An 18,393-nucleotide genomic window follows, 5' to 3' on the forward strand; every position below is an offset into this window, starting at 1 on the left:
CGCCGGCTTCTGGTTCCGCCTGATGCGGCCCCCCGACTTGAGGGGGGCCGCATCACGCCGTTCCGGGTCCGCGGCGGTTACGGCAGGCCGTGGACGTGCGGGCCGACCGCGCCCGACCAGGCGTTGCCGTTCGCGGCGTCCCAGTTGGTGGACCAGGTCATCGCGCCGCGCAGGCCCGGGTAGGTCCGGGCGGGCTTGAAGGAGCCGCAGCCGGTGGCCTTGGTGAGGCAGTCCAGGGCGGCGTTGACGACGCTCGGGGCGACGTATCCGCTGCCCGCGCCGCGGGTGGAGGCGGGCAGGCCCAGGCCCACCTGGGAGGGGTCGAGGCCGCCTTCGAGCTGGATGCAGGCCAGCGCGGTGAGGAAGTCGACGGTGCCCTGGGAGTAGACCTTGCCGTCGCAGCCCAGCATCGAACCGCTGTTGTAGAACTGCGTGTTGACGACGGTCAGGATGTCCTTGACGTTCAGGGCCGTTCGGAAGTAGCCGCCGGAGGTGGACTGCATGTCGAGGGTCTGCGGGGCCATCGTCAGGACGAGCTTCCCGCCCGCCTTCTGCGACAGCGCGCGCAGCGCCTGCGTCATGTAGGTGGGGTTGAGGCCGTTCTCCAGGTCGATGTCGACGCCGTCGAAGCCGTACTCGCGCATCAGGGCGTGGACGCTGTCGGCGAAGTTCGCGGCCGAGGCGGAGTCGGTGACCGAGACGGTGCCCTTCTCGCCGCCGACCGAGATGACGACCGACTTGCCGGCCGCCTGCTTGGCCCTGATGTCGGCCTTGAACTGGTCGGTGGTGTAGCCGTTCAGGCCCGCGGTGTCGAGGCGGAAGGTGACGGCGCCGGGTGTGGTGGTGGCATCGGCGAAGGCCACGGCGATGATGTCGTACTGGTTCGGTACGTCGCTGATCTTCTGGACGGTCGCGCCGTTGTCGAAGTTCTGCCAGTAGCCGGTGACCGCGTGGCGGGGGACGGAGGGGTCGCCGCCGCTGCCCGAGGAGGCGGTGGTGGCGGTCACCTCCGCGGACCGGGGCGATTCGCCCGCCGCGTTCGTCGCGGCGACCTGGAAGCGGTACGGGGTCGACGGGCTCAGCCCGGTCACGGCGGCGGAGGTGCCGCCGACGGCCTGGGCCCGGACCCCGTCGCGGTAGACGGTGTAGCCGGTGGCGCCGGTGACCGGGCTCCAGGACAGGGCGACGGAGGAGGAGGTCACCGAGCCGGCCGTCAGCCCGGTCGGGGTGGCCGGGAGGCCGGGGCCGGGGTCGGTGCCGCCCCCGCCGTCCGGGCCGAAGACGCTGACATCGTCCGCGAGGTAGGCGGGCTGCCCGTACCAGCCGTGGGTGTAGACGGTCACGGAGGTGGTGGAGGGGCCGGTGGTGAAGCTGGTGCGCAGCTCCTGCCAGGTGGTGGCGCCGGGGGTCCAGGTGGAGACGTCCGTGGTGCCGGTGCCGGACGCGCCCAGGTAGACGTAGGAGCCCTGGACGTACGCGCTGAGCTGGTACGTCGCGTTCGGTTTGACGGCGACGGTCTGCGCGCACCGGGCGTTGTCCGAGCCCGCGGGGGTGGCCTTCAGGGCGCCCGTACCGCTGTGGACCGGGCTGCTGACGGACGTGCCGCTCGCCGCCGAACAGGTCCAGCCGCTCAGCCCGGACTCGTAGCCGGCGTTCTTGGCGACATTGACGTCGGCCAGGGCGCGGGCGCCCGCCAGGGTGGGGGCACCCGCCGGGGCGGCCGTGGCCGGGACGCCGGTCGCGCTGAGCAGAGCGGCCGTGAGGGTCGCCAGGGAAGCGGTGAGCAGACGTCTGTGACGGGAGGGTCGGGTGCGCTCGATGCGTGGCATGGCTGTCTCCGGTGCCGAGGGGAGGTCGCGGGGGAGGACTGCGTGAGACGGTGGCCACCGCTTCTGCCGCACAAAATGGTTCAGACCAATGGGGTTGTCAAGGGGTCGCGCAAGGGCGGGAGTTGGGGCCCTTCGCTGCCGCCGCCGCGCCTCGACGGATGCGGCCCGGCCCACGTACGGGCGAAGGGGTGGACCGGCGTGGCGAAGTTACCGGCCGGGATGCCTGTGGGAAAATCCACAAAAAGGGCAAATGATCTTTTAAGGCTGCGACCCTGCTGAGGAGAGGCGGACCTGGCTCCCTCACCCGGAAGCAGGCCCGCCCATCCCCGTACATCCGCGCTCGGCACCACCCGTCACCCGGGAGTTATCGACGCACAACCCGGGAAGCAGACGAGGTCCGTGACCGCTCTGGCTCGGTGGTGCCTGACGCACCGCATCGTTGTGATCGTGCTCTGGCTCGCCGCCTTCGCCGGCGTCACCGCCGCCGCGGGCGCGATGGGCTCCGCGTACTCCAACAACTACGAGGTGCCCGGCACGGAATCCGGGCAGGCCACCGCCCTGATGGCGCGGGCCTTCCCCGGCCAGTCCGGCGACAGCGACACGCTCGTGTGGCACACCGACACCGCCACGGTCCGCTCCGGCGCCGTCGAGACGAAGATGACCCGCACCCTGGACGAGGTCTCCCGGCTCCCCGGCGTCGCCGACGTCCAGAGCCCCTACGGGCCCCAGGGCGAGCAGCGGATCAGCCAGGACGGGCACACCGCCTACGCCTCCGTCGTCTTCGACGAGCCCACCGACCGGCTGGACCCCGGCCAGGTGAAGACGGTCGTCGACACCGCCCGGGCCGCGGCCGGCGACGGCCTCCAGGTCGAGCTGGGCGGCGCCGGCGTCGCCCTGACGGAGGCGCCGCGCGCCCAGCTCCCGGAAATCATCGGCCTGTGCGCCGCCGCCGTGGTCCTCTTCCTCGCCTTCGGGTCGCTCGCCGCCACCTTCCTGCCGATCATCACCGCGGTGGCCGCCGTCGGCACCGCCTCGGCCGGCATCACCCTGCTCGGCCACGCCATGACCGTCGCCGACTTCGCCCCGATGCTGGGCATGCTGATCGGCCTCGGCGTCGGCATCGACTACGCGCTGTTCATCGTCACCCGCCACCGCAAGGGCCTGCGGGCCGGCCTGTCCGTACAGGAGGCCGCCGAACGCGCCGTGTCGGTGTCCGGGCGGGCGGTCGTCTTCGCCGGCGCCACCGTCTGCATCGCCCTGCTGGGCATGCTGATCCTGCGCCTGAGCTTCCTCAACGGCGTCGCCCTCGCCGCCTCGCTCACCGTCGTCCTGACCGTCGCCGCCTCGATCACCCTGCTGCCCGCGCTGCTCGGCATGATCGGGACGCGCGCGCTGAGCCGTCGCGAACGCCGCCGGCTGGCCGATCACGGGCCCGATCCCGAGCAGCCCACCGGCATCGCCGCCCGCTGGTCCCACTTCGTCGAGCGCCACCCCAAACTCCTGGGCACCGCCGCCGCCGGCGTCATGCTCGTCCTCGCCCTGCCCACCCTCGGCCTCCACCTGGGCACCTCCGATCAGGGCAACAACCCCGCCACATCCACCACCCGGCAGGCGTACGACCTGCTGGCGGGCAGCGGTGAGGGGGACGGCTTCGGGCCCGGCGTGAACGGGCCGCTGACGCTCGTCGGCGACCTCGACGGCGCAAAGGACCGCCTCGCCTTCAGCGGCCTGCCCGAGGCCCTGCGGCACACCCCCGGCGTGGCGCAGGTCAGCGGACCCGACTTCGACGGCAACGGCGGCACCGGCGTGATCACCGTCGTGCCGACCAGCTCCCCGCAGTCCCAGCAGACCTCCGACCTGGTGGAGCACCTTCGAGCGGACGTTCTGCCGGACGCCGCGGACGCCACCACGATGCGGGTCCACGTCGGCGGCGTCACCGCGAGCTACGACGACTTCGCCTCCGTCATCGTCGGCAAACTGCCGCTCTTCGTCGGCACCGTCATCGGCCTCGGCTCCCTCCTGCTGCTGCTCGCCTTCCGCAGCGTCGGCATCCCGCTCAAGGCCGCCCTGATGAACATCGCGGCCGTCGCGTCCTCCTTCGGGATCGTCGTCGCGATCTTCCAGTGGGGCTGGGGCAGCGAACTGCTGGGTCTGGGCAGCGCCGGCCCGATCGAACCGTTCCTGCCGGTCATCATGGTGTCGGTGCTCTTCGGCCTCTCCATGGACTACCAGGTGTTCCTGGTGAGCCGGATGTACGAGGAATGGCAGTTGACGGGCGACAACCGCCGGTCGGTACGGGTCGGCCTGGCCGAGACCAGCCGGGTGATCAACTCCGCGGCGGTCATCATGATCGCGGTGTTCGGCGCCTTCATCCTCAGCGGCGACCGGATCATCGCGATGTTCGGCATCGGCCTCGCCGCCGCCGTCGCCCTGGACGCCTTCGTCCTGCGCACGCTGCTGGTCCCCGCCCTGATGCACATGCTGGGCGGCGCCAACTGGTGGCTGCCCGCCTGGCTGGACCGGTGGCTGCCCCGCATCAGCATCGAACCGCCCCCCGAGCCCCTGGCGACGCTGCCGGTGTCGGCACCGCCCACACCGGAGAAACCGCTGGTCGGGGCGTAACACGGGGTCCGGGCCGGGCCCCGCCGCAAGGGACGCGGACCGCCCCGGGCGGCGGCTCTCATCGGACTCTCAGACGCGGCACCTACGGTCGCGGCCATGGCAACGACGCAGACGACCGACAAGCGAACCGACAAGCGAACCGACGACGAGACCGCGGCGGACGAGGCCACCGCGGCGGAAGGCGCGGCCCCCGCGGGGGACGAGGCCGCGGCGGGCGACGAAGCCACCACCGGCGAGGAACCCACCGGCGCCGCCGCTGACGAAACCGACGACGCGACCGACGCGACCGACCACGCGACCGGTGACGCGCCCGCCGCCTCCGGTATCGCCGCCGGCGCCGGCGGTGTCGTCGCCGCGGGGCTCGGCCTCGCCTCCGTCACCGGCACCTACCTCGGCACGCTGCTGGCCGAGCGACAGACCCTGATGGGCCAGATCAAGCTCCAGTCGGGCAAGGCCACCGACCAGATCTCCGCCGTCTACGGCAGCCCCTGGCACACCACCGCCCTGGTCAACGGCGTCTTCGCGCTGCTCGCCGTGATCGTCGCCGCGGTCGTCCTGACCCGCCCGCGCGTCACCTGGGTCCGCGCCGTCGCCTGGGGCGGCCTGGCGCTCGGCGTCCTGGGCATCCTCATCTCCGCCGGCATGTACCTCGACCTGTTCGCGAGCCTGCCCACCCTCCCCAAGGGCGCCCCCACCGGCCCCTGAGCACCGGTGCGACAGGCGGCACCTAAGGACCGGGCGGCCGGCGGCGTGGCTTTCTAAGGAGCCCGCGGCCGGTCGCGCGCGTTTCTAAGGACCGGTCGGGTAAGGAGATCGGGCACTCTCCCGATGTGGCGGACCCCCCTGGGCGACGAAGCTGGGCTCATCGACGAACCGTCGAAAGCACCGCACCACCGCCGCCAGGGGGAGAGACACCGTGTACACCAACGAAATCGCCATCCGCGTCCGCTACGAGGAACTGCGCCGCGAGGCCGACCGGCAGCGCCTGGTCCGCGAGGCGACCGAGGGCCGCCGCGCCCGGCGCCGGGCCACGGCCCGCTCCGGGGCGGACGACCCCGAAGGGCGGGTGAGCACCGACGGGAGCCGGCGGGGGCGCGTACGCCGCGCCGCCGCCTGAGACGAGGAACCCGCGTGCCGACCCGCGCGCCCGCCGCCCCGGTGGGACCACCCCCCACTGCGAACGGAACGTCACCTTCCGCCCGGCCCCAGGTGCCCCCGGCACCGGGCCGGGCTTTTCGCCCGTCGCAATCGGGTGCCGCGATGCCGGAGCCCTGTGCGATGCTCGGCAGCGTGGAGACCAGGTCCGTCAGTCCCGTATTCGTCGGCCGCCAGGCCGAGCTCGCCGCGCTGGGTGAGGCGTTGGCGCACATCGCCGCCTCGGGAGAGCCCCAGGCCCTGCTGATCGGAGGCGAAGCCGGCGTCGGCAAGACCCGGCTCATCGAGGAGTTCACCGAAACCGCCCGCGCCCAGGGCGCGCTCGTCGCGCTCGGCGGCTGCATAGAAATAGGCTCCGAAGGGCTCCCCTTCGCCCCGTTCTCCGCCATCCTGCACACCCTCAACTGGCATCTGCGCGACGAACTCGCCGCCGCCGTCGCCGGCCAGGAAGGCGAACTCGCCCGCATCCTGCCCGAATTGGGCGAGACCGCCGGCGAGACCCACGACGAGGAGATCGGCCGGGCCCGCCTCTTCGAGTTGACCGCCCGCCTCCTGGAGCGCCTCGCCGCCCGGCGCACCCTCGTCATCGTCATCGAGGACCTCCACTGGGCCGACCGCTCCACCCGCGAGCTGCTCGCCTACCTCCTGCGCGCCCTGCACGACGCCAACGTCCTCCTCGTCACCACCTACCGCTCCGACGACATCCACCGCCGCCACCCGCTGCGCCCCTTCCTCGCCGAGATCGACCGGATGCGCACCGTCCGGCGCGTGGAGCTGGCCCGCTTCAACCGCGCCGAGGTCCGCTCCCAGATCGCCGGGATCAACGGCGCCGAGCCCGAGGAAGCCACCGTCGACCGGGTCTTCAAGCGCTCCGAGGGCAACGCCTTCTTCGTCGAGGAGCTCGCCCGCAGCCTCGCCGACGGCTGCCTGCACGGCCTGAGCGACCCGCTGCGCGACCTGCTGCTGGTGCGTGTCGAGGCGCTCCCCGAAGACGCCCAGCGCGTGGTGCGCACGGCCGCCGAGGGCGGCTCCACCGTCGAACACGAACTCCTCGCCGCCGTCTGCCAGATGCCCGAGGACGACCTCATCGAGGCCCTGCGGGTCGCCGTCGGCAGCAACGCCCTGGTGCCCACCCAGGACGGCACCGGCTACCGCTTCCGGCACGCCCTCGTCCGCGAGGCCGTCGTCGACGACCTGCTGCCGGGCGAGCGCACCCGCCTCAACCGCCGCTACGCCCAGGCCCTGGAGGCCGACCCCTCCCTGGTCCGCTCCGACGCCTGCGCCACCCGCCTGGCCAGCTACTGGTACAAGGCCCACGACGCCGCCAAGGCGCTGCCCGCCGTCCTCGCCGCCTCCGTCCAGGCCCGCCGCCGCCACGCCTACGCCGAACAACTGCGGCTGCTCGACCGGGCGCTGGAGCTGTGGGACGACGCGCCCAAGGAAGTCCGCCAGACGGTCCGCCCCGTCGACCCCACCGAGTCCTACCCCGCCTGCGGCGACGACGACGCCCTGCGCTTCTTGGACCTGCTCGCCGAGATCGCCGTGGCCGCCCGCCTGTCCGGGGACGCCGAACGCGCCTTCACGATCACCAAACGCGCCCTGCGCACCCTGCGCGACGAGAACGACCCGCTGCGCACCGCCTGGTTCCTGGTCCAGCGCTCCCGGCTCGTCCAGGGCACCGGCCGCGGCGACGGCTGGGAGGACCTGGGGACCGCCCAGGAGCTGATGCGCGGACTGCCGCCGTCCGCCGTCCACGCCACCGTCACCGCCTGCGTCGCGAGCTGGGCGGTGCTGCACGAGCCGGGTCCGGGCACCTTCGCCACCGCCGAACGCGCCGTGGAACTCGCCCAGTTGGTCGGCGACGAAGAAGCCGAGCTGAACTCCCGGCTCACCCTCGCGGGCCTGCGCGTCGACGCCGGCGAGGTCGACGACGGCCTCGCCGACTTCCGCGCGGCCCTCGCCCTCGCCGTCGACCGCGACTACTTCGCCGTCATCGGCCGCGGCCACGTCAACCTGCCGTCCGCCCTCGAAGGCGTCGGCCGCTCCCACGAAGCCGTCGAGGTCACCACCCAGGGCATCGAGCTGACCACCCGTTACGGCCTGAAGGAGAAGACCTGCTGGGTGATGATCAACCGCGCCGAATCGCTGCAATCGCTCGGCCGCTGGGAAGAGGCGCACCAGACCGCCCTCGACGCCCGACGCCTGGCCCAGAGCGACCGCTCCCGCGCCCTGGCCGCCAACCGCCTGACCGACCTGGCCCTCGACAAGGGCGAGAACGCCGAAGCCGAGCGGCTCCTGGCCGTCGCCCAGGAGCACTACGGCACCCACGACCCGCAGCCCCAGCACGCCCTGCCCATGGCCCGGCACGCGCTGCGCCTGGCCGCCCGCCAGGGCCGCGCCCTCGACGCCCGCGCCATCGCCCAGCAGGTCCTGGACACCGGGTTCCCGCCCGGCACGCAGCGCTACGCCTGGCCGCTGCTGTGGTCGGCCACCGCCGCCGAATCCGACGCCCGCGGTCTGCCGGCCGCCGAGCCCGGCCGGGCCGGGATCCTCGCCCGCATCCGGGACGCCGCCAAGCGGCTGCCGACACTCTCGCCCGTCTGGGACGCCTACGGCCTGGCGGTCGAGGCCGAACTCCGGCGCGCCGAGGGCCGGGAGACCCCGGACGCGTGGGCCGCGGCGGTCGCCGCCTTCGAGCCGCTGCAGCGCCCGCACGAACTCGCCTGGGCCTGCTACCGCTGGGCCGAGGCGCTGCTGCACGGCGCCGTGCGGGCCACCGCCGGGCCGGCCGGCCGCACGCCCCGCGAGGCCGCCGTCCTCCTGCTCGCCCAGGCCCGCACCGCCGCCACCGCGATGGCCGCCCGCCCCCTGACCGACGAACTCGAACTCCTCGCCCAGCGCGCCCGCGTGCCCCTCCCGGGCCTGGACGGGATCACCGCGGCGGAGGCCACCCCGGACCGCGCGGACGCCGCCCCCGACGGCTCCCCGGCCGGTGCGGCGCCCGCGGAATCACTGGGCCTGACCCCCCGCGAACGGGACGTCCTGCGCCTGGTCGCCGACGGCCGCAGCAACCGCCAGATAGCCGACGCCCTGTTCATCTCCCCCAAGACCGCCAGCGTCCACGTCTCGAACATCCTCGCCAAGCTGGGCGTCTCCGGCCGCGGCGAGGCGGGCGCCCTCGCCCACCGCCTGCGCCTGTTCGGCGAACCGGCACAGCGGTAGGGCCGGTCCGGCGGTACGGCCCCGGGAGCGCCGCCGGGGCCGACGGGGCACCACCGGCGGCGGTCAGCTCACCTTCAGCCGCAGGATCCGGTCGTCGCCCCCGCGCGGCTCGCCCCGCCCGTCGGTGTTGCTGGTGACCAGCCACAACGCGCCGTCGTCCGCCGCAACGACGGTCCGCAGCCGCCCGTACTCACCCTTCAGGAACGCCTGCGGCCGTGCCACCGGCTTACCGCCGTCCAGGGCGATCCGCCACAGCCGTTCGCCGCGCAGCGACGCCATCCAGATCGACCCCTTGGCGTACGCGATGCCGCTCGGCGAGGCGTCCGCGGTCTTCCACTGCTCGACGGGCGCGACGAACCCCGATCCCGCGCCGCCCCCGCCCTTGCCCTCCACCTCGGGCCAGCCGTAGTTCTTGCCCGGCTCGATGAGATTGAGCTCGTCCCAGGTGTGCTGCCCGAACTCCGAGGCCCACAGCCGCTTGTCGGCGTCCCAGGCCAGGCCCTGCACATTGCGGTGGCCGTAGTCGTAGACCACCGAATCCGCCGCCGGATTGCCGTGCGCGGGCTCGCCGTCCGGCGTCATCCGCAAGATCTTGCCGCCCAGCGACTCCTTGTCCTGGGCCAGGGAGCTGTCGCCGGTCTCGCCCGTGCCGGCGTAGAGCATCTTGTCCGGGCCGAACGCGATCCGGCCGCCGTTGTGGATCTGCCCCTTGGGAATGCCCTTGAACACGGTGTCGGGCGCGCCGAGCTGATTGCCCGCCGCCCGCTTCTCGTCGTAGATCATGCGGGCGATGCGGTTGTCGGACTCGGTGGTGAAATACGCGTACACCTGGTGGTCGGCGCCGAACGTCGAGGACACCGCGAGCCCGAGCAGACCGCCCTCACCACCCGGTGCCACGCCCGGCACGGACCCCAGCTCGGTGGTCTTCCCGCCGTCCGCCGCGACCCGCGTGATCTTGCCGGTGTCGCGGGAGGCGACCAGCAGGTCCCCGCCGGGCAGCGGCGCGACGCCCCACGGCGACTTCAGGCCGGTGGTGAGCGTGGCCGTCACCTTCACCGAACCCTTGGCGGGCGGGGCGGTGGACGAGGGCGTGGCGCGCGGCGCGGACGGGGTGGCCGGAGCGCCGGGGCTCTTGGCCGTGGCGGGGGCGGAACTCCCGCCGTTCTCGGTCTTCGCTCCGCCGGAGGAGCAGCCCGCCGCCAGGAGCAGGCAGGCGGCGGCCAACACGGCGGTCTGGGAACGGCGTTGCACGTCAGGGGTCCTCTCGTCGGCGGGGCGGGGACAAGAACACCACATCGCGCACCGCGCCGCCGCGTCTTCGGCTTCGCGTGCCCACCGCCACCCGCCATGATCCGCCGTCCGGCCGGGCGGCACGAGCGGTGCTCACCGGCGTGGCGCCCGCTCCGGCGTACGCCCGTCCGACGCCCGGCGCGCCGCCGCAGCGCGGGGTGTCAGTCCCACGATCCGCGGGCCGGCGGCAGCGCCGCGATCTCCGCCAGGTCCGCGCGGCTGAGCACCAGCCGTGCGGCCTGGGCGTTCTCCATCGCCCAACGCTCCTTCTTGGTGCCCGGCACCGGGACCACATGGCGGCCCTGCGCCAGCACCCACGCCAGCGCCACCTGGCCCGGCGTCGCGCCGTACCGCGCGCCGACCCGCCGCAGCCCGGCCACCACCGGCTGGTTCGCCGCCATCATCTCGGCGGTGAAACGGGGGTGGCGGGCCCGCAGGTCCTCCGGTTCGAAGCCCTGCCCCGGGGTGAGGGTGCCGGTCAGATAGCCGTTGCCCAGGGGCATCGCCGCCAGGAAGCCCACCCCGCGCGACGCGCACCACGGCAGCAGCTCCTCCAGCGCCTCCGTGGACCACACCGACAGCTCGGCCTGCACACTGCTGACCGGGAACACCTGCTGGACGCGCTCGAGTTGGCGCAGCGTGCCGTCATGCGTCCGCGAGCCGGCGCGCGCCCCGCCGGCCGCGGCCCACCGCTCCCGGCGCGCCACCCGGCCGGTGCGGACCGCCCGCGCGCCCACCGCGCACAGCCCCAGCGACCGCACCTTCCCCGCGGCCACCAGCTCCGCCATCGCCCCCCAGGTCTCCTCGATGGGCACCTCGGGGTCGGCCCGGTGCAACTGGTAGAGATCGATGCGGTCGGTCTGCAGCCGCCGCAGGGACGCGTCGCAGGCCCGCTTGACGTAGCCGGGCCGCCCGTTGGCGACGATGTGCTGCTCCCCGACCAGCAGCCCGCACTTGGTCGACACGAACGCGTCCTGGCGGCGCTCCTTCAGCGCCCGGCCCACCAGCAGCTCATTGGTGAACGGGCCGTACATGTCCGCGGTGTCCAGCAGGCTGCAGCCCTGGTCGAGCGCGGCGTGCACGGCCCGCAGCGAGCCCTCCCCGTCGCGCTGCGACTCGGTGTACCCCCAGCTCATCGGCATGCAGCCGAGCCCGACAGCACCCACTTCGAGCGCCGCCGCACCGATTGTCCTGCGCTCCACCTGGTTGTGCCTCCGTCCCCTCGCCCCCGGTCAAGGGCCAGTCCAAACTAACGTCTGAACAGAACGCCTCTTCGCATAGCCTCTGGCCATGACTTCCGCCGACCAGCGCGCCCGCGCGAACGACGTGTGGCTCCCCCTCCCGCCCGATGAGATCGAGGGCCTCCCCGAGGGCTTCCACTACGTCCACTGGGACGCCGATCCCGATTACCCGGCCGACCCCGCCGACTGCGTTTTCTACGCCGTGCCGTACCTGAAGGACACCGAGCGCTGCCTGCGCCCGCTGGCGCGGATGGGTAACCTGCGGGTCGTCCAGACCCTGACCGCCGGCATCGAGCACATGCTGCCCGCGCTGCCCGGCCTGCCGCCGGGCGCCCAGTTGTGCAACGCCCGTGGACTGCACGACGCCAGCACCGCCGAACTCGCGCTCACCTTGATCCTGGCGTCGCTGCGCGGCATCCCCGACTTCGTCCGGGGACAGGACGCGGGGGAGTGGCGGTCGGGCTTCCAGCCCGCGCTCGCCGACAAGTCGGTCCTCATTGTGGGTTACGGTTCGATCGGCAGTGCCATCGAAGACCGGCTCACTCCTTTCGAGTGCGCGCGGGTCACGCGCATCGCGCGCACCGCGCGTGAGACAGTGCGCGGCCCCGTGCATCCACTGAGCGACCTGTCCGCCCTCCTGCCCGACGCGGACGTCGTCGTCCTGGCCGCCCCGCTCACCGACGCCACCCGTGGCCTGGTCGGAAGCGGTTTCCTGGCCCGCATGAAGGACGGCGCACTGCTGGTGAACATCGCGCGCGGCCCGATCGTCGACACCAAGGCGCTGCTGGCGGAACTGGAGTCCGGACGGCTGCGCGCGGCGCTGGACGTCACCGACCCCGAACCCCTGCCGGCCGGCCATCCGCTGTGGCACGCTCCCGGTCTGCTCGTCACTCCACACGTCGGTGGCCCCAGCTCTGCCTTCCTACCCCGCGCGAAGCGGCTCCTGCGCGAACAACTGACGCTTTTCGCGGCCGGCGCCCCCCTGCGGAACGTCGTCGCCACGGCTGACTGACACGCTTGCGGGTAGCTGTACGAGACGGTACGACTGCGCGCAGTATCCGCACTCTCCTGGGGAGTTACGCTCTGTAGAGATGCTATGTCCCTGAGTGACGGAACTGGTGTATCGTCCCGATCGGGGACGGCGCCGGGAGGCATACGGCGCGGTGAGAAGGATCCGGAACTCGAGGGGGGCGACGGGCGATGTACGGCCGATGGACCGATCGCGAGACGCGCGAGCCACGAGCGCCCGGGGGAATACTGCGGGATCCCCAGGTGCGCCGATCACGACGATGCCACGCACGGTTGAACGGGAGAGCGCGGTGAGCGCCCCGGGGGCCGTGCTCTCCAGGCCGCCGGCGCAGACCGGCGGCCCCCCGAGCCTGGTGCCCCAGATCGCCCTCGCCGGTGTCTGCGGCGGCTATGCCGTCGGTGCCGCCTTCGGCTGGGGCTCCCCCGAAGTCGCCGTGTTCATGGGCGACTTCGGACTCAGCCTCGCCGCCCTGGTCGCCGCCGTCTCCTGCGGCCTCTACGCCCGCCGCAGCCACAGCCGCTTCCGGCCGGCCTGGATGCTGTTCGCCGCCTCCTCGGGCATGGCCGGCATCGGCAACGGCATCTGGGGCTGGTACGAAGTCGTCCAGGGCTCCCGGGTGCCCAGCCCCTCCCTCGCCGACTTCTGCTTCCTGCTCTTCGCCCCGCCCGCCATCGTCGGCCTGCTGGTCCTCGCCAAGAGGCCGGTGACCCGCGCCGGCTGGGTCTGCCTGGGCCTGGACGCCTGGCTGATCGGCGGCTCGCTGCTCACCCTGTCCTGGAGCCTGGCGCTCGCCCACACCACCCACTTCCAGGGCCGCAGCGTGGCGCAGAGCGCGCTCTCGCTCGCCTATCCGCTGCTGGACATCGTGCTGGTCAGCATGGTGCTCGCGCTCCACTTCCGGCGCTCCTCGGTGCACCGCTCCGCCATCAACACCGCCATCGCGGCACTGGCGCTCACGGTCCTTTGCGACGCGCTGTTCAGCTCGCCGCTGCTGCGCGAGCACTACCGCTCCGGCCAGATCCTGGACGCCGGCTGGTTCGCCGGGTCGATACTCCTCGCGTACGCGCCGTGGGTGGCCCGCCGCGCCACCGGCGCCGGCGAGGACGCCCAGCGCGCCCAGGACGAGGCCAAACGCGCCGCCCGCCGCGTCCAGCCGCACGGCAGCCGCCCCATCGCCAGCTCGCTGGCCGCCCTCACCCCGTATCTCGCCGCCGCCGTGTGCACGCTCGGCATCCTGACCAACGTCCTCGACGGCCGGCGCATCGACCACGTCGTGCTCTTCACCGGCTGCACGGTCGTCCTCGCCCTGGTCGTCCGCCAGGGCATCATGCTGCTCGACAACATCACCCTCACCCAGGAACTGGCGCAGAAGGAGAACCACTTCCGCTCCCTGGTCCAGGGCTCCAGCGACGTCATCATGATCGCCGCCCCGACCGGCGTGCTGCGCTACGTCAGCCCCGCCGCCGCGGGCGTCTACGGCCGTGACGCGGAGGAACTGGTCGGCTCCGAGCTGGCCTCCCTCATCCACCCCGAGGACCTGGGGCGGGTGGTGCACGAAGTGCGCCGATTCCTCGCCGCGCCCCCCGACGTCGAACCGACCACCCGCATCGAGTGCCGCTTCCGCGCCGGTGAGCAGCGCTCCGGAGGCGACGGCTGGCTGAACGTCGAATCCACCGTCAACCGCCACCACGGCGGCCTGATCTTCAACTCCCGCGACGTCACCGAGCGGGTCCGCCTCCAGGCCCAGCTCCAGCACAACGCCTCCCACGACGCGCTCACCGACCTGCCCAACCGGGCCCTGTTCACCGAGCGCGTCAGCCAGGCCGTCACCGGCCGCCGCTCCACCGACCACGACACCGCCGTGCTCTACATCGACCTCGACGGTTTCAAACAGGTCAACGACACCATCGGGCACCAGGCGGGCGACGAACTCCTGATCCAGGCCGCCCGCAGGCTGGGCGAGTCCGTCCGCTCGGGCGACATAGCCGCGCGCCTGGGCGGCGACGAGTTCGCGGCGCTCATCACGGGCGACGGCACCCGCGACCACACCGCCCGCGAACTGCGGATACTGGAGATCGCCGACCGGCTGCGCGTGACGCTCTCCGAGCCCTACCGCATCGACGGCCGGGAGGTCCGCGTGGCGGCCAGCATCGGCGTCGCCTTCGCCGAGCCGGGCGTCACCCCCGCGGGCCTGCTGCGCAACGCCGACCTCGCGATGTACCGCGCGAAGCAGGCCGGCAAGGGCCGCGTGGAGCTGTACGCCCCGCAGATGCAGGCCGAGGTGGTGCACCGCGCCGAGCTGGCCACGAAGCTCCGCACGGCGCTGCACGAAGGCGAGTTCGCGCTGCTGCACCAGCCGGTGGTGGAACTGGCCGGCGGACGCGTGACGGCGGTCGCCGCGCAGGCCCGCTGGCGCTCCGCCCAGGGCATCCTGTTCACCCCCGCCGAATTCCTCCGGGTCGGCGAGCGCGGCCGGCTCACCGAGGAGGCCGACCGCACCGCGGAGCTGGGCCGCTGGCAGTTGGAGGAGGCCGTCGAGCAGGCCGCGGCCCGGCACCGCGCGGGCCACCCGATCCCGGTCGCCGTCCGCCTCTCCGCCCGGCGCCTGCTGGACGGCGACCGCAACGGCATGCCGCCCAAGAGCATCGAGGCGCTGCTCGCCCGGCACGGCCTGCCCTCGGGCGCGCTCATCCTGGAATTGTCCGAAAGTGATCCCCGCGTCCCCCTGGACGACCTGGAGCGCCGTCTGGTCGCCCTGCGGCGGCTGGGCGTACGGATCGCCCTGGACGGCTTCGGCAGCGGTTACGCCGCCATCAGCGCGCTGCGCAGGCTCCCCATCGACGTCCTGCGGCTCGACCGCGGCCTGGTCGACGGCGTCGTGGAGTCCGCCCGGCTGCACAAGATCACCGCGGGCCTGCTGCGGATCGCCACCGACCTGGGCATGCAGTCCGTCGCGGACGGCGTCGACCTGCCCGAGCAGGTCCTCGCGCTGCGCTCCATGGGCTGCACCCACGGCCAGGGCATGGCGTTCTCCGGACCGCTCGACGAACACCGGCTGCGGCGCGCCCTGACACTCGGCGGTTACCCGGTGCCCGAGCCGCCGGGCGGGGGCCGGGCGGTGGTCCTCAGTGGCAGTGGCCTGCCCGTTCGGCACGGCGGGGCGGCGGGTCCGGACTCGGTCACCCATCCGCCATTGCGCTCAAATAGTGAGACCCCTGTCCCACCCACTTGACACTCATGTGGCGCCGGGGGGAGGGTCAGTGCCATGCGCACCCGAATTCTCGTACTTGGAAAGCGCGTCGGCTGACGCTGGGCCCCTGACGAAGCCCAGTCACCGCACCGACGCGCTCCCCTCGCTTGCCACACGGCACGAGGGGTTTTTTGTTGCACAGCAACCTCACAAATCCCGCCAAAACCCTCAGCTTCGAGAAGAGACGCAGATGACCGAGCAGGCCTCCGGGGCCCACCATCCGCAGCCGCGGGCCCGTAACTCCGGCGGAGCCCAGCAGCCCGCCGCCGTCGAGCACGTCACGGGCGCGCAGTCCCTCATCCGTTCGCTCGAGGAGGTCGGGGCCGACACCGTGTTCGGTATCCCCGGCGGTGCGATCCTTCCCGCGTACGACCCGATGATGGACTCCTCGAAGGTGCGGCACGTCCTGGTGCGCCACGAGCAGGGCGCGGGACACGCCGCCACGGGGTACGCGCAGGCCACCGGCAAGGTCGGTGTGTGCATGGCCACCTCGGGCCCCGGCGCCACCAACCTCGTCACGCCGATCGCCGACGCCCACATGGACTCCGTCCCGCTGGTCGCGATCACCGGCCAGGTCGCCTCCAAGTCGATCGGCACGGACGCCTTCCAGGAGGCGGACATCTGCGGCATCACGATGCCGATCACCAAGCACAACTTCCTGGTCACCGACGCGGCCGAGATCCCCCGGACCATCGCCGAGGCGTTCCACATCGCCTCCACCGGCCGCCCGGGCCCGGTGCTGGTCGACATCGCCAAGGACGCCCTCCAGGCCCGCACGACCTTCGCTTGGCCGCCGCAGACCGACCTGCCCGGCTACCGCCCGGTCACCAAGCCGCACGCCAAGCAGATCCGCGAGGCGGCCCGGCTGATCGTCGAGTCCAAGCGCCCGGTGCTCTACGTCGGCGGCGGTGTCATGAAGGCCGGCGCGACCGCCGAGCTGAAGGTCCTGGCGGAGCTGACCGGCGCGCCGGTCACCACCACCCTGATGGCGCTGGGCTCCTTCCCCGACAGCCACCCCCAGCACGTCGGCATGCCCGGCATGCACGGCGCGGTCACGGCCGTCACCGCGCTCCAGAAGTCGGACCTGCTGATCACCCTCGGCGCCCGCTTCGACGACCGCGTCACCGGCAAGCTGGACTCCTTCGCGCCGTTCGCCAAGGTCGTGCACGCCGACATCGACCCGGCCGAGATCGGCAAGAACCGCGCCGCCGACGTGCCGATCGTCGGTGACGCCCGCGAGGTCATCGCCGACCTGATCGTCGCCGTCCAGGCCGAGCACGAGGCCGGCCACAAGGGCGACTACAGCGCCTGGTGGAAGGACCTCAACCGCTGGCGCGACACCTACCCGCTGGGCTACGACCAGCCCGACGACGGCAGCCTCTCCCCGCAGCAGGTCATCGAGCGGATCGGCAAGCTCGCCCCCGCCGACACCATCTACGCCGCGGGCGTCGGCCAGCACCAGATGTGGGCCGCCCACTTCATCGACTACGAGCAGCCCTCGACGTGGCTCAACTCCGGCGGCGCCGGCACCATGGGCTACGCCGTGCCCGCCGCGATGGGCGCCAAGGCCGGCATGCCCGACCGCACGGTCTGGGCGATCGACGGCGACGGCTGCTTCCAGATGACCAACCAGGAGCTGGTCACCTGCGCGCTGAACAACATCCCGATCAAGGTCGCGATCATCAACAACGGCGCGCTGGGCATGGTCCGCCAGTGGCAGACCCTGTTCTACAACCAGCGCTACTCCAACACCGTGCTGCACTCCGGCCCGGACGCCGACGGCAAGCAGCCCAGCGCCGGCACCCGCGTCCCGGACTTCGTCAAGCTCTCCGAGGCCATGGGCTGCGTCGCGATGCGCTGCGAGGACCCCGCCGAGCTGGACGCGGTCATCGCCAAGGCCAACGCCATCAACGACCGCCCGGTCGTGATCGACTTCATCGTCCACGAGGACGCCCAGGTCTGGCCGATGGTCGCCGCCGGCACCTCCAACGACGAGGTCATGGCCGCCCGGGGCGTGCGTCCCGACTTCGGCGACAACGAAGACGACTGAGCCCAGGACGTCACGGACGCACGGAAGAAGAGAGAAGACCGACCATGTCCAAGCACACGCTCTCCGTCCTGGTGGAGAACACCCCCGGCATCCTCGCCCGGATCGCCGCCCTGTTCTCCCGGCGCGGCTTCAATATCGACTCCCTCGCGGTCGGTGTCACCGAGCACCCCGACATCTCCCGCATCACCATCGTGGTCACCGTCGAGTCACTGCCCCTCGAACAGGTCACCAAGCAGCTCAACAAGCTCGTCAACGTCCTGAAGATCGTCGAACTGGAGCCGGGCTCCGCGGTCCAGCGCGAACTGGTCCTGGTCAAGGTCCGCGCCGACAACGAGACCCGCTCCCAGATCGTCGAGATCGTCCAGCTCTTCCGCGCCAAGACCGTGGACGTCTCCCCGGAGGCCGTCACCATCGAGGCCACCGGCTCCAGTGACAAGCTGGAGGCGATGCTGAAGATGCTGGAGCCGTTCGGCATCAAGGAGTTGGTGCAGTCCGGCACCATCGCGATAGGGCGCGGCGCCCGGTCCATCACGGACCGCTCGCTGCGGGCCCTGGACCGTTCGGCCTGACCCCCGCGGCCCCTCACCGGCCGCACGGCGCCGGGGCGGCCGGCCCGGCGCCGCCCCACGGATCGAATGGGGGGACCCGCGGGCCCCCCCCCTCCCTCCCGAAGTGATTTGTGTGACAACCACTCGATCCAAGGG

11 protein-coding genes are annotated in these 18,393 nt (G+C 72.7%); 8 read left to right on the forward strand and 3 right to left on the reverse strand.

Features of this window, described 5'->3' with window-relative positions:
* Positions 1 to 77 precede the first annotated feature (77 nt).
* Positions 78 to 1,829, reverse strand: a complete 1,752-nt coding sequence (locus ACZ45Z_RS13905; protein WP_468361244.1) for a chitinase — start codon at positions 1,827 to 1,829, stop codon at positions 78 to 80.
* A gap of 399 nt (positions 1,830 to 2,228) precedes the next feature.
* Here ACZ45Z_RS13905 and ACZ45Z_RS13910 point away from each other — a divergent pair, with 399 nt between their 5' ends.
* From ACZ45Z_RS13910 to ACZ45Z_RS13925, 4 genes are all read left to right on the forward strand, one after another.
* Positions 2,229 to 4,451, forward strand: a complete 2,223-nt coding sequence (locus tag ACZ45Z_RS13910) for an MMPL family transporter (RefSeq protein ID WP_468361247.1) — start codon at positions 2,229 to 2,231, stop codon at positions 4,449 to 4,451.
* A gap of 96 nt (positions 4,452 to 4,547) precedes the next feature.
* Positions 4,548 to 5,156 carry a hypothetical protein gene (locus ACZ45Z_RS13915; protein WP_468361249.1) on the forward strand — a complete coding sequence of 203 codons (609 nt, stop codon included), beginning with the start codon at positions 4,548 to 4,550 and terminating at the stop codon, positions 5,154 to 5,156.
* Between the two features lie 211 nt (positions 5,157 to 5,367).
* A complete protein-coding gene (locus tag ACZ45Z_RS13920) occupies positions 5,368 to 5,568 on the forward strand; it encodes a hypothetical protein (protein WP_468361252.1) in 201 nt (66 codons plus the stop codon).
* A 161-nt stretch (positions 5,569 to 5,729) separates the two neighbouring features.
* Entirely contained in the window at positions 5,730 to 8,828 is a 3,099-nt protein-coding gene (locus ACZ45Z_RS13925) for a helix-turn-helix transcriptional regulator (protein ID WP_468361635.1), read from the forward strand.
* 63 nt (positions 8,829 to 8,891) lie between these two features.
* Here the strand turns inward: ACZ45Z_RS13925 and ACZ45Z_RS13930 are convergent, their stop codons facing one another.
* Both ACZ45Z_RS13930 and ACZ45Z_RS13935 read right to left on the reverse strand, forming a co-directional pair.
* Positions 8,892 to 10,079, reverse strand: a complete 1,188-nt coding sequence (locus ACZ45Z_RS13930) for a PQQ-dependent sugar dehydrogenase (protein ID WP_468361255.1) — start codon at positions 10,077 to 10,079, stop codon at positions 8,892 to 8,894.
* Between the two features lie 200 nt (positions 10,080 to 10,279).
* Positions 10,280 to 11,320, reverse strand: coding sequence for an aldo/keto reductase (locus ACZ45Z_RS13935; RefSeq protein ID WP_468361258.1), 1,041 nt, complete (start codon positions 11,318 to 11,320; stop codon positions 10,280 to 10,282).
* An 88-nt stretch (positions 11,321 to 11,408) separates the two neighbouring features.
* Between ACZ45Z_RS13935 and ACZ45Z_RS13940 the strand changes: the two genes are divergently transcribed.
* The 4 genes from ACZ45Z_RS13940 to ilvN all read left to right on the forward strand — a co-directional run bounded on the left by ACZ45Z_RS13940 (position 11,409) and on the right by ilvN (position 18,258).
* The gene (locus ACZ45Z_RS13940) at positions 11,409 to 12,371 is read left to right on the forward strand and encodes a 2-hydroxyacid dehydrogenase (protein ID WP_468361261.1); all 963 of its coding nucleotides are present in this window, start codon (positions 11,409 to 11,411) and stop codon (positions 12,369 to 12,371) included.
* Between the two features lie 307 nt (positions 12,372 to 12,678).
* Entirely contained in the window at positions 12,679 to 15,621 is a 2,943-nt protein-coding gene (locus ACZ45Z_RS13945; protein WP_468361264.1) for a putative bifunctional diguanylate cyclase/phosphodiesterase, read from the forward strand.
* A gap of 208 nt (positions 15,622 to 15,829) precedes the next feature.
* Positions 15,830 to 17,689, forward strand: coding sequence for an acetolactate synthase large subunit (locus ACZ45Z_RS13950; RefSeq protein ID WP_468361267.1), 1,860 nt, complete (start codon positions 15,830 to 15,832; stop codon positions 17,687 to 17,689).
* A gap of 44 nt (positions 17,690 to 17,733) precedes the next feature.
* Positions 17,734 to 18,258 (forward strand): acetolactate synthase small subunit, encoded by a 525-nt coding sequence (ilvN, locus tag ACZ45Z_RS13955; protein WP_468361270.1) that lies wholly within the window; start codon positions 17,734 to 17,736, stop codon positions 18,256 to 18,258.
* Positions 18,259 to 18,393 lie beyond the last annotated feature (135 nt).

The organism is Streptomyces sp. NPDC031210 (assembly GCF_055570395.1).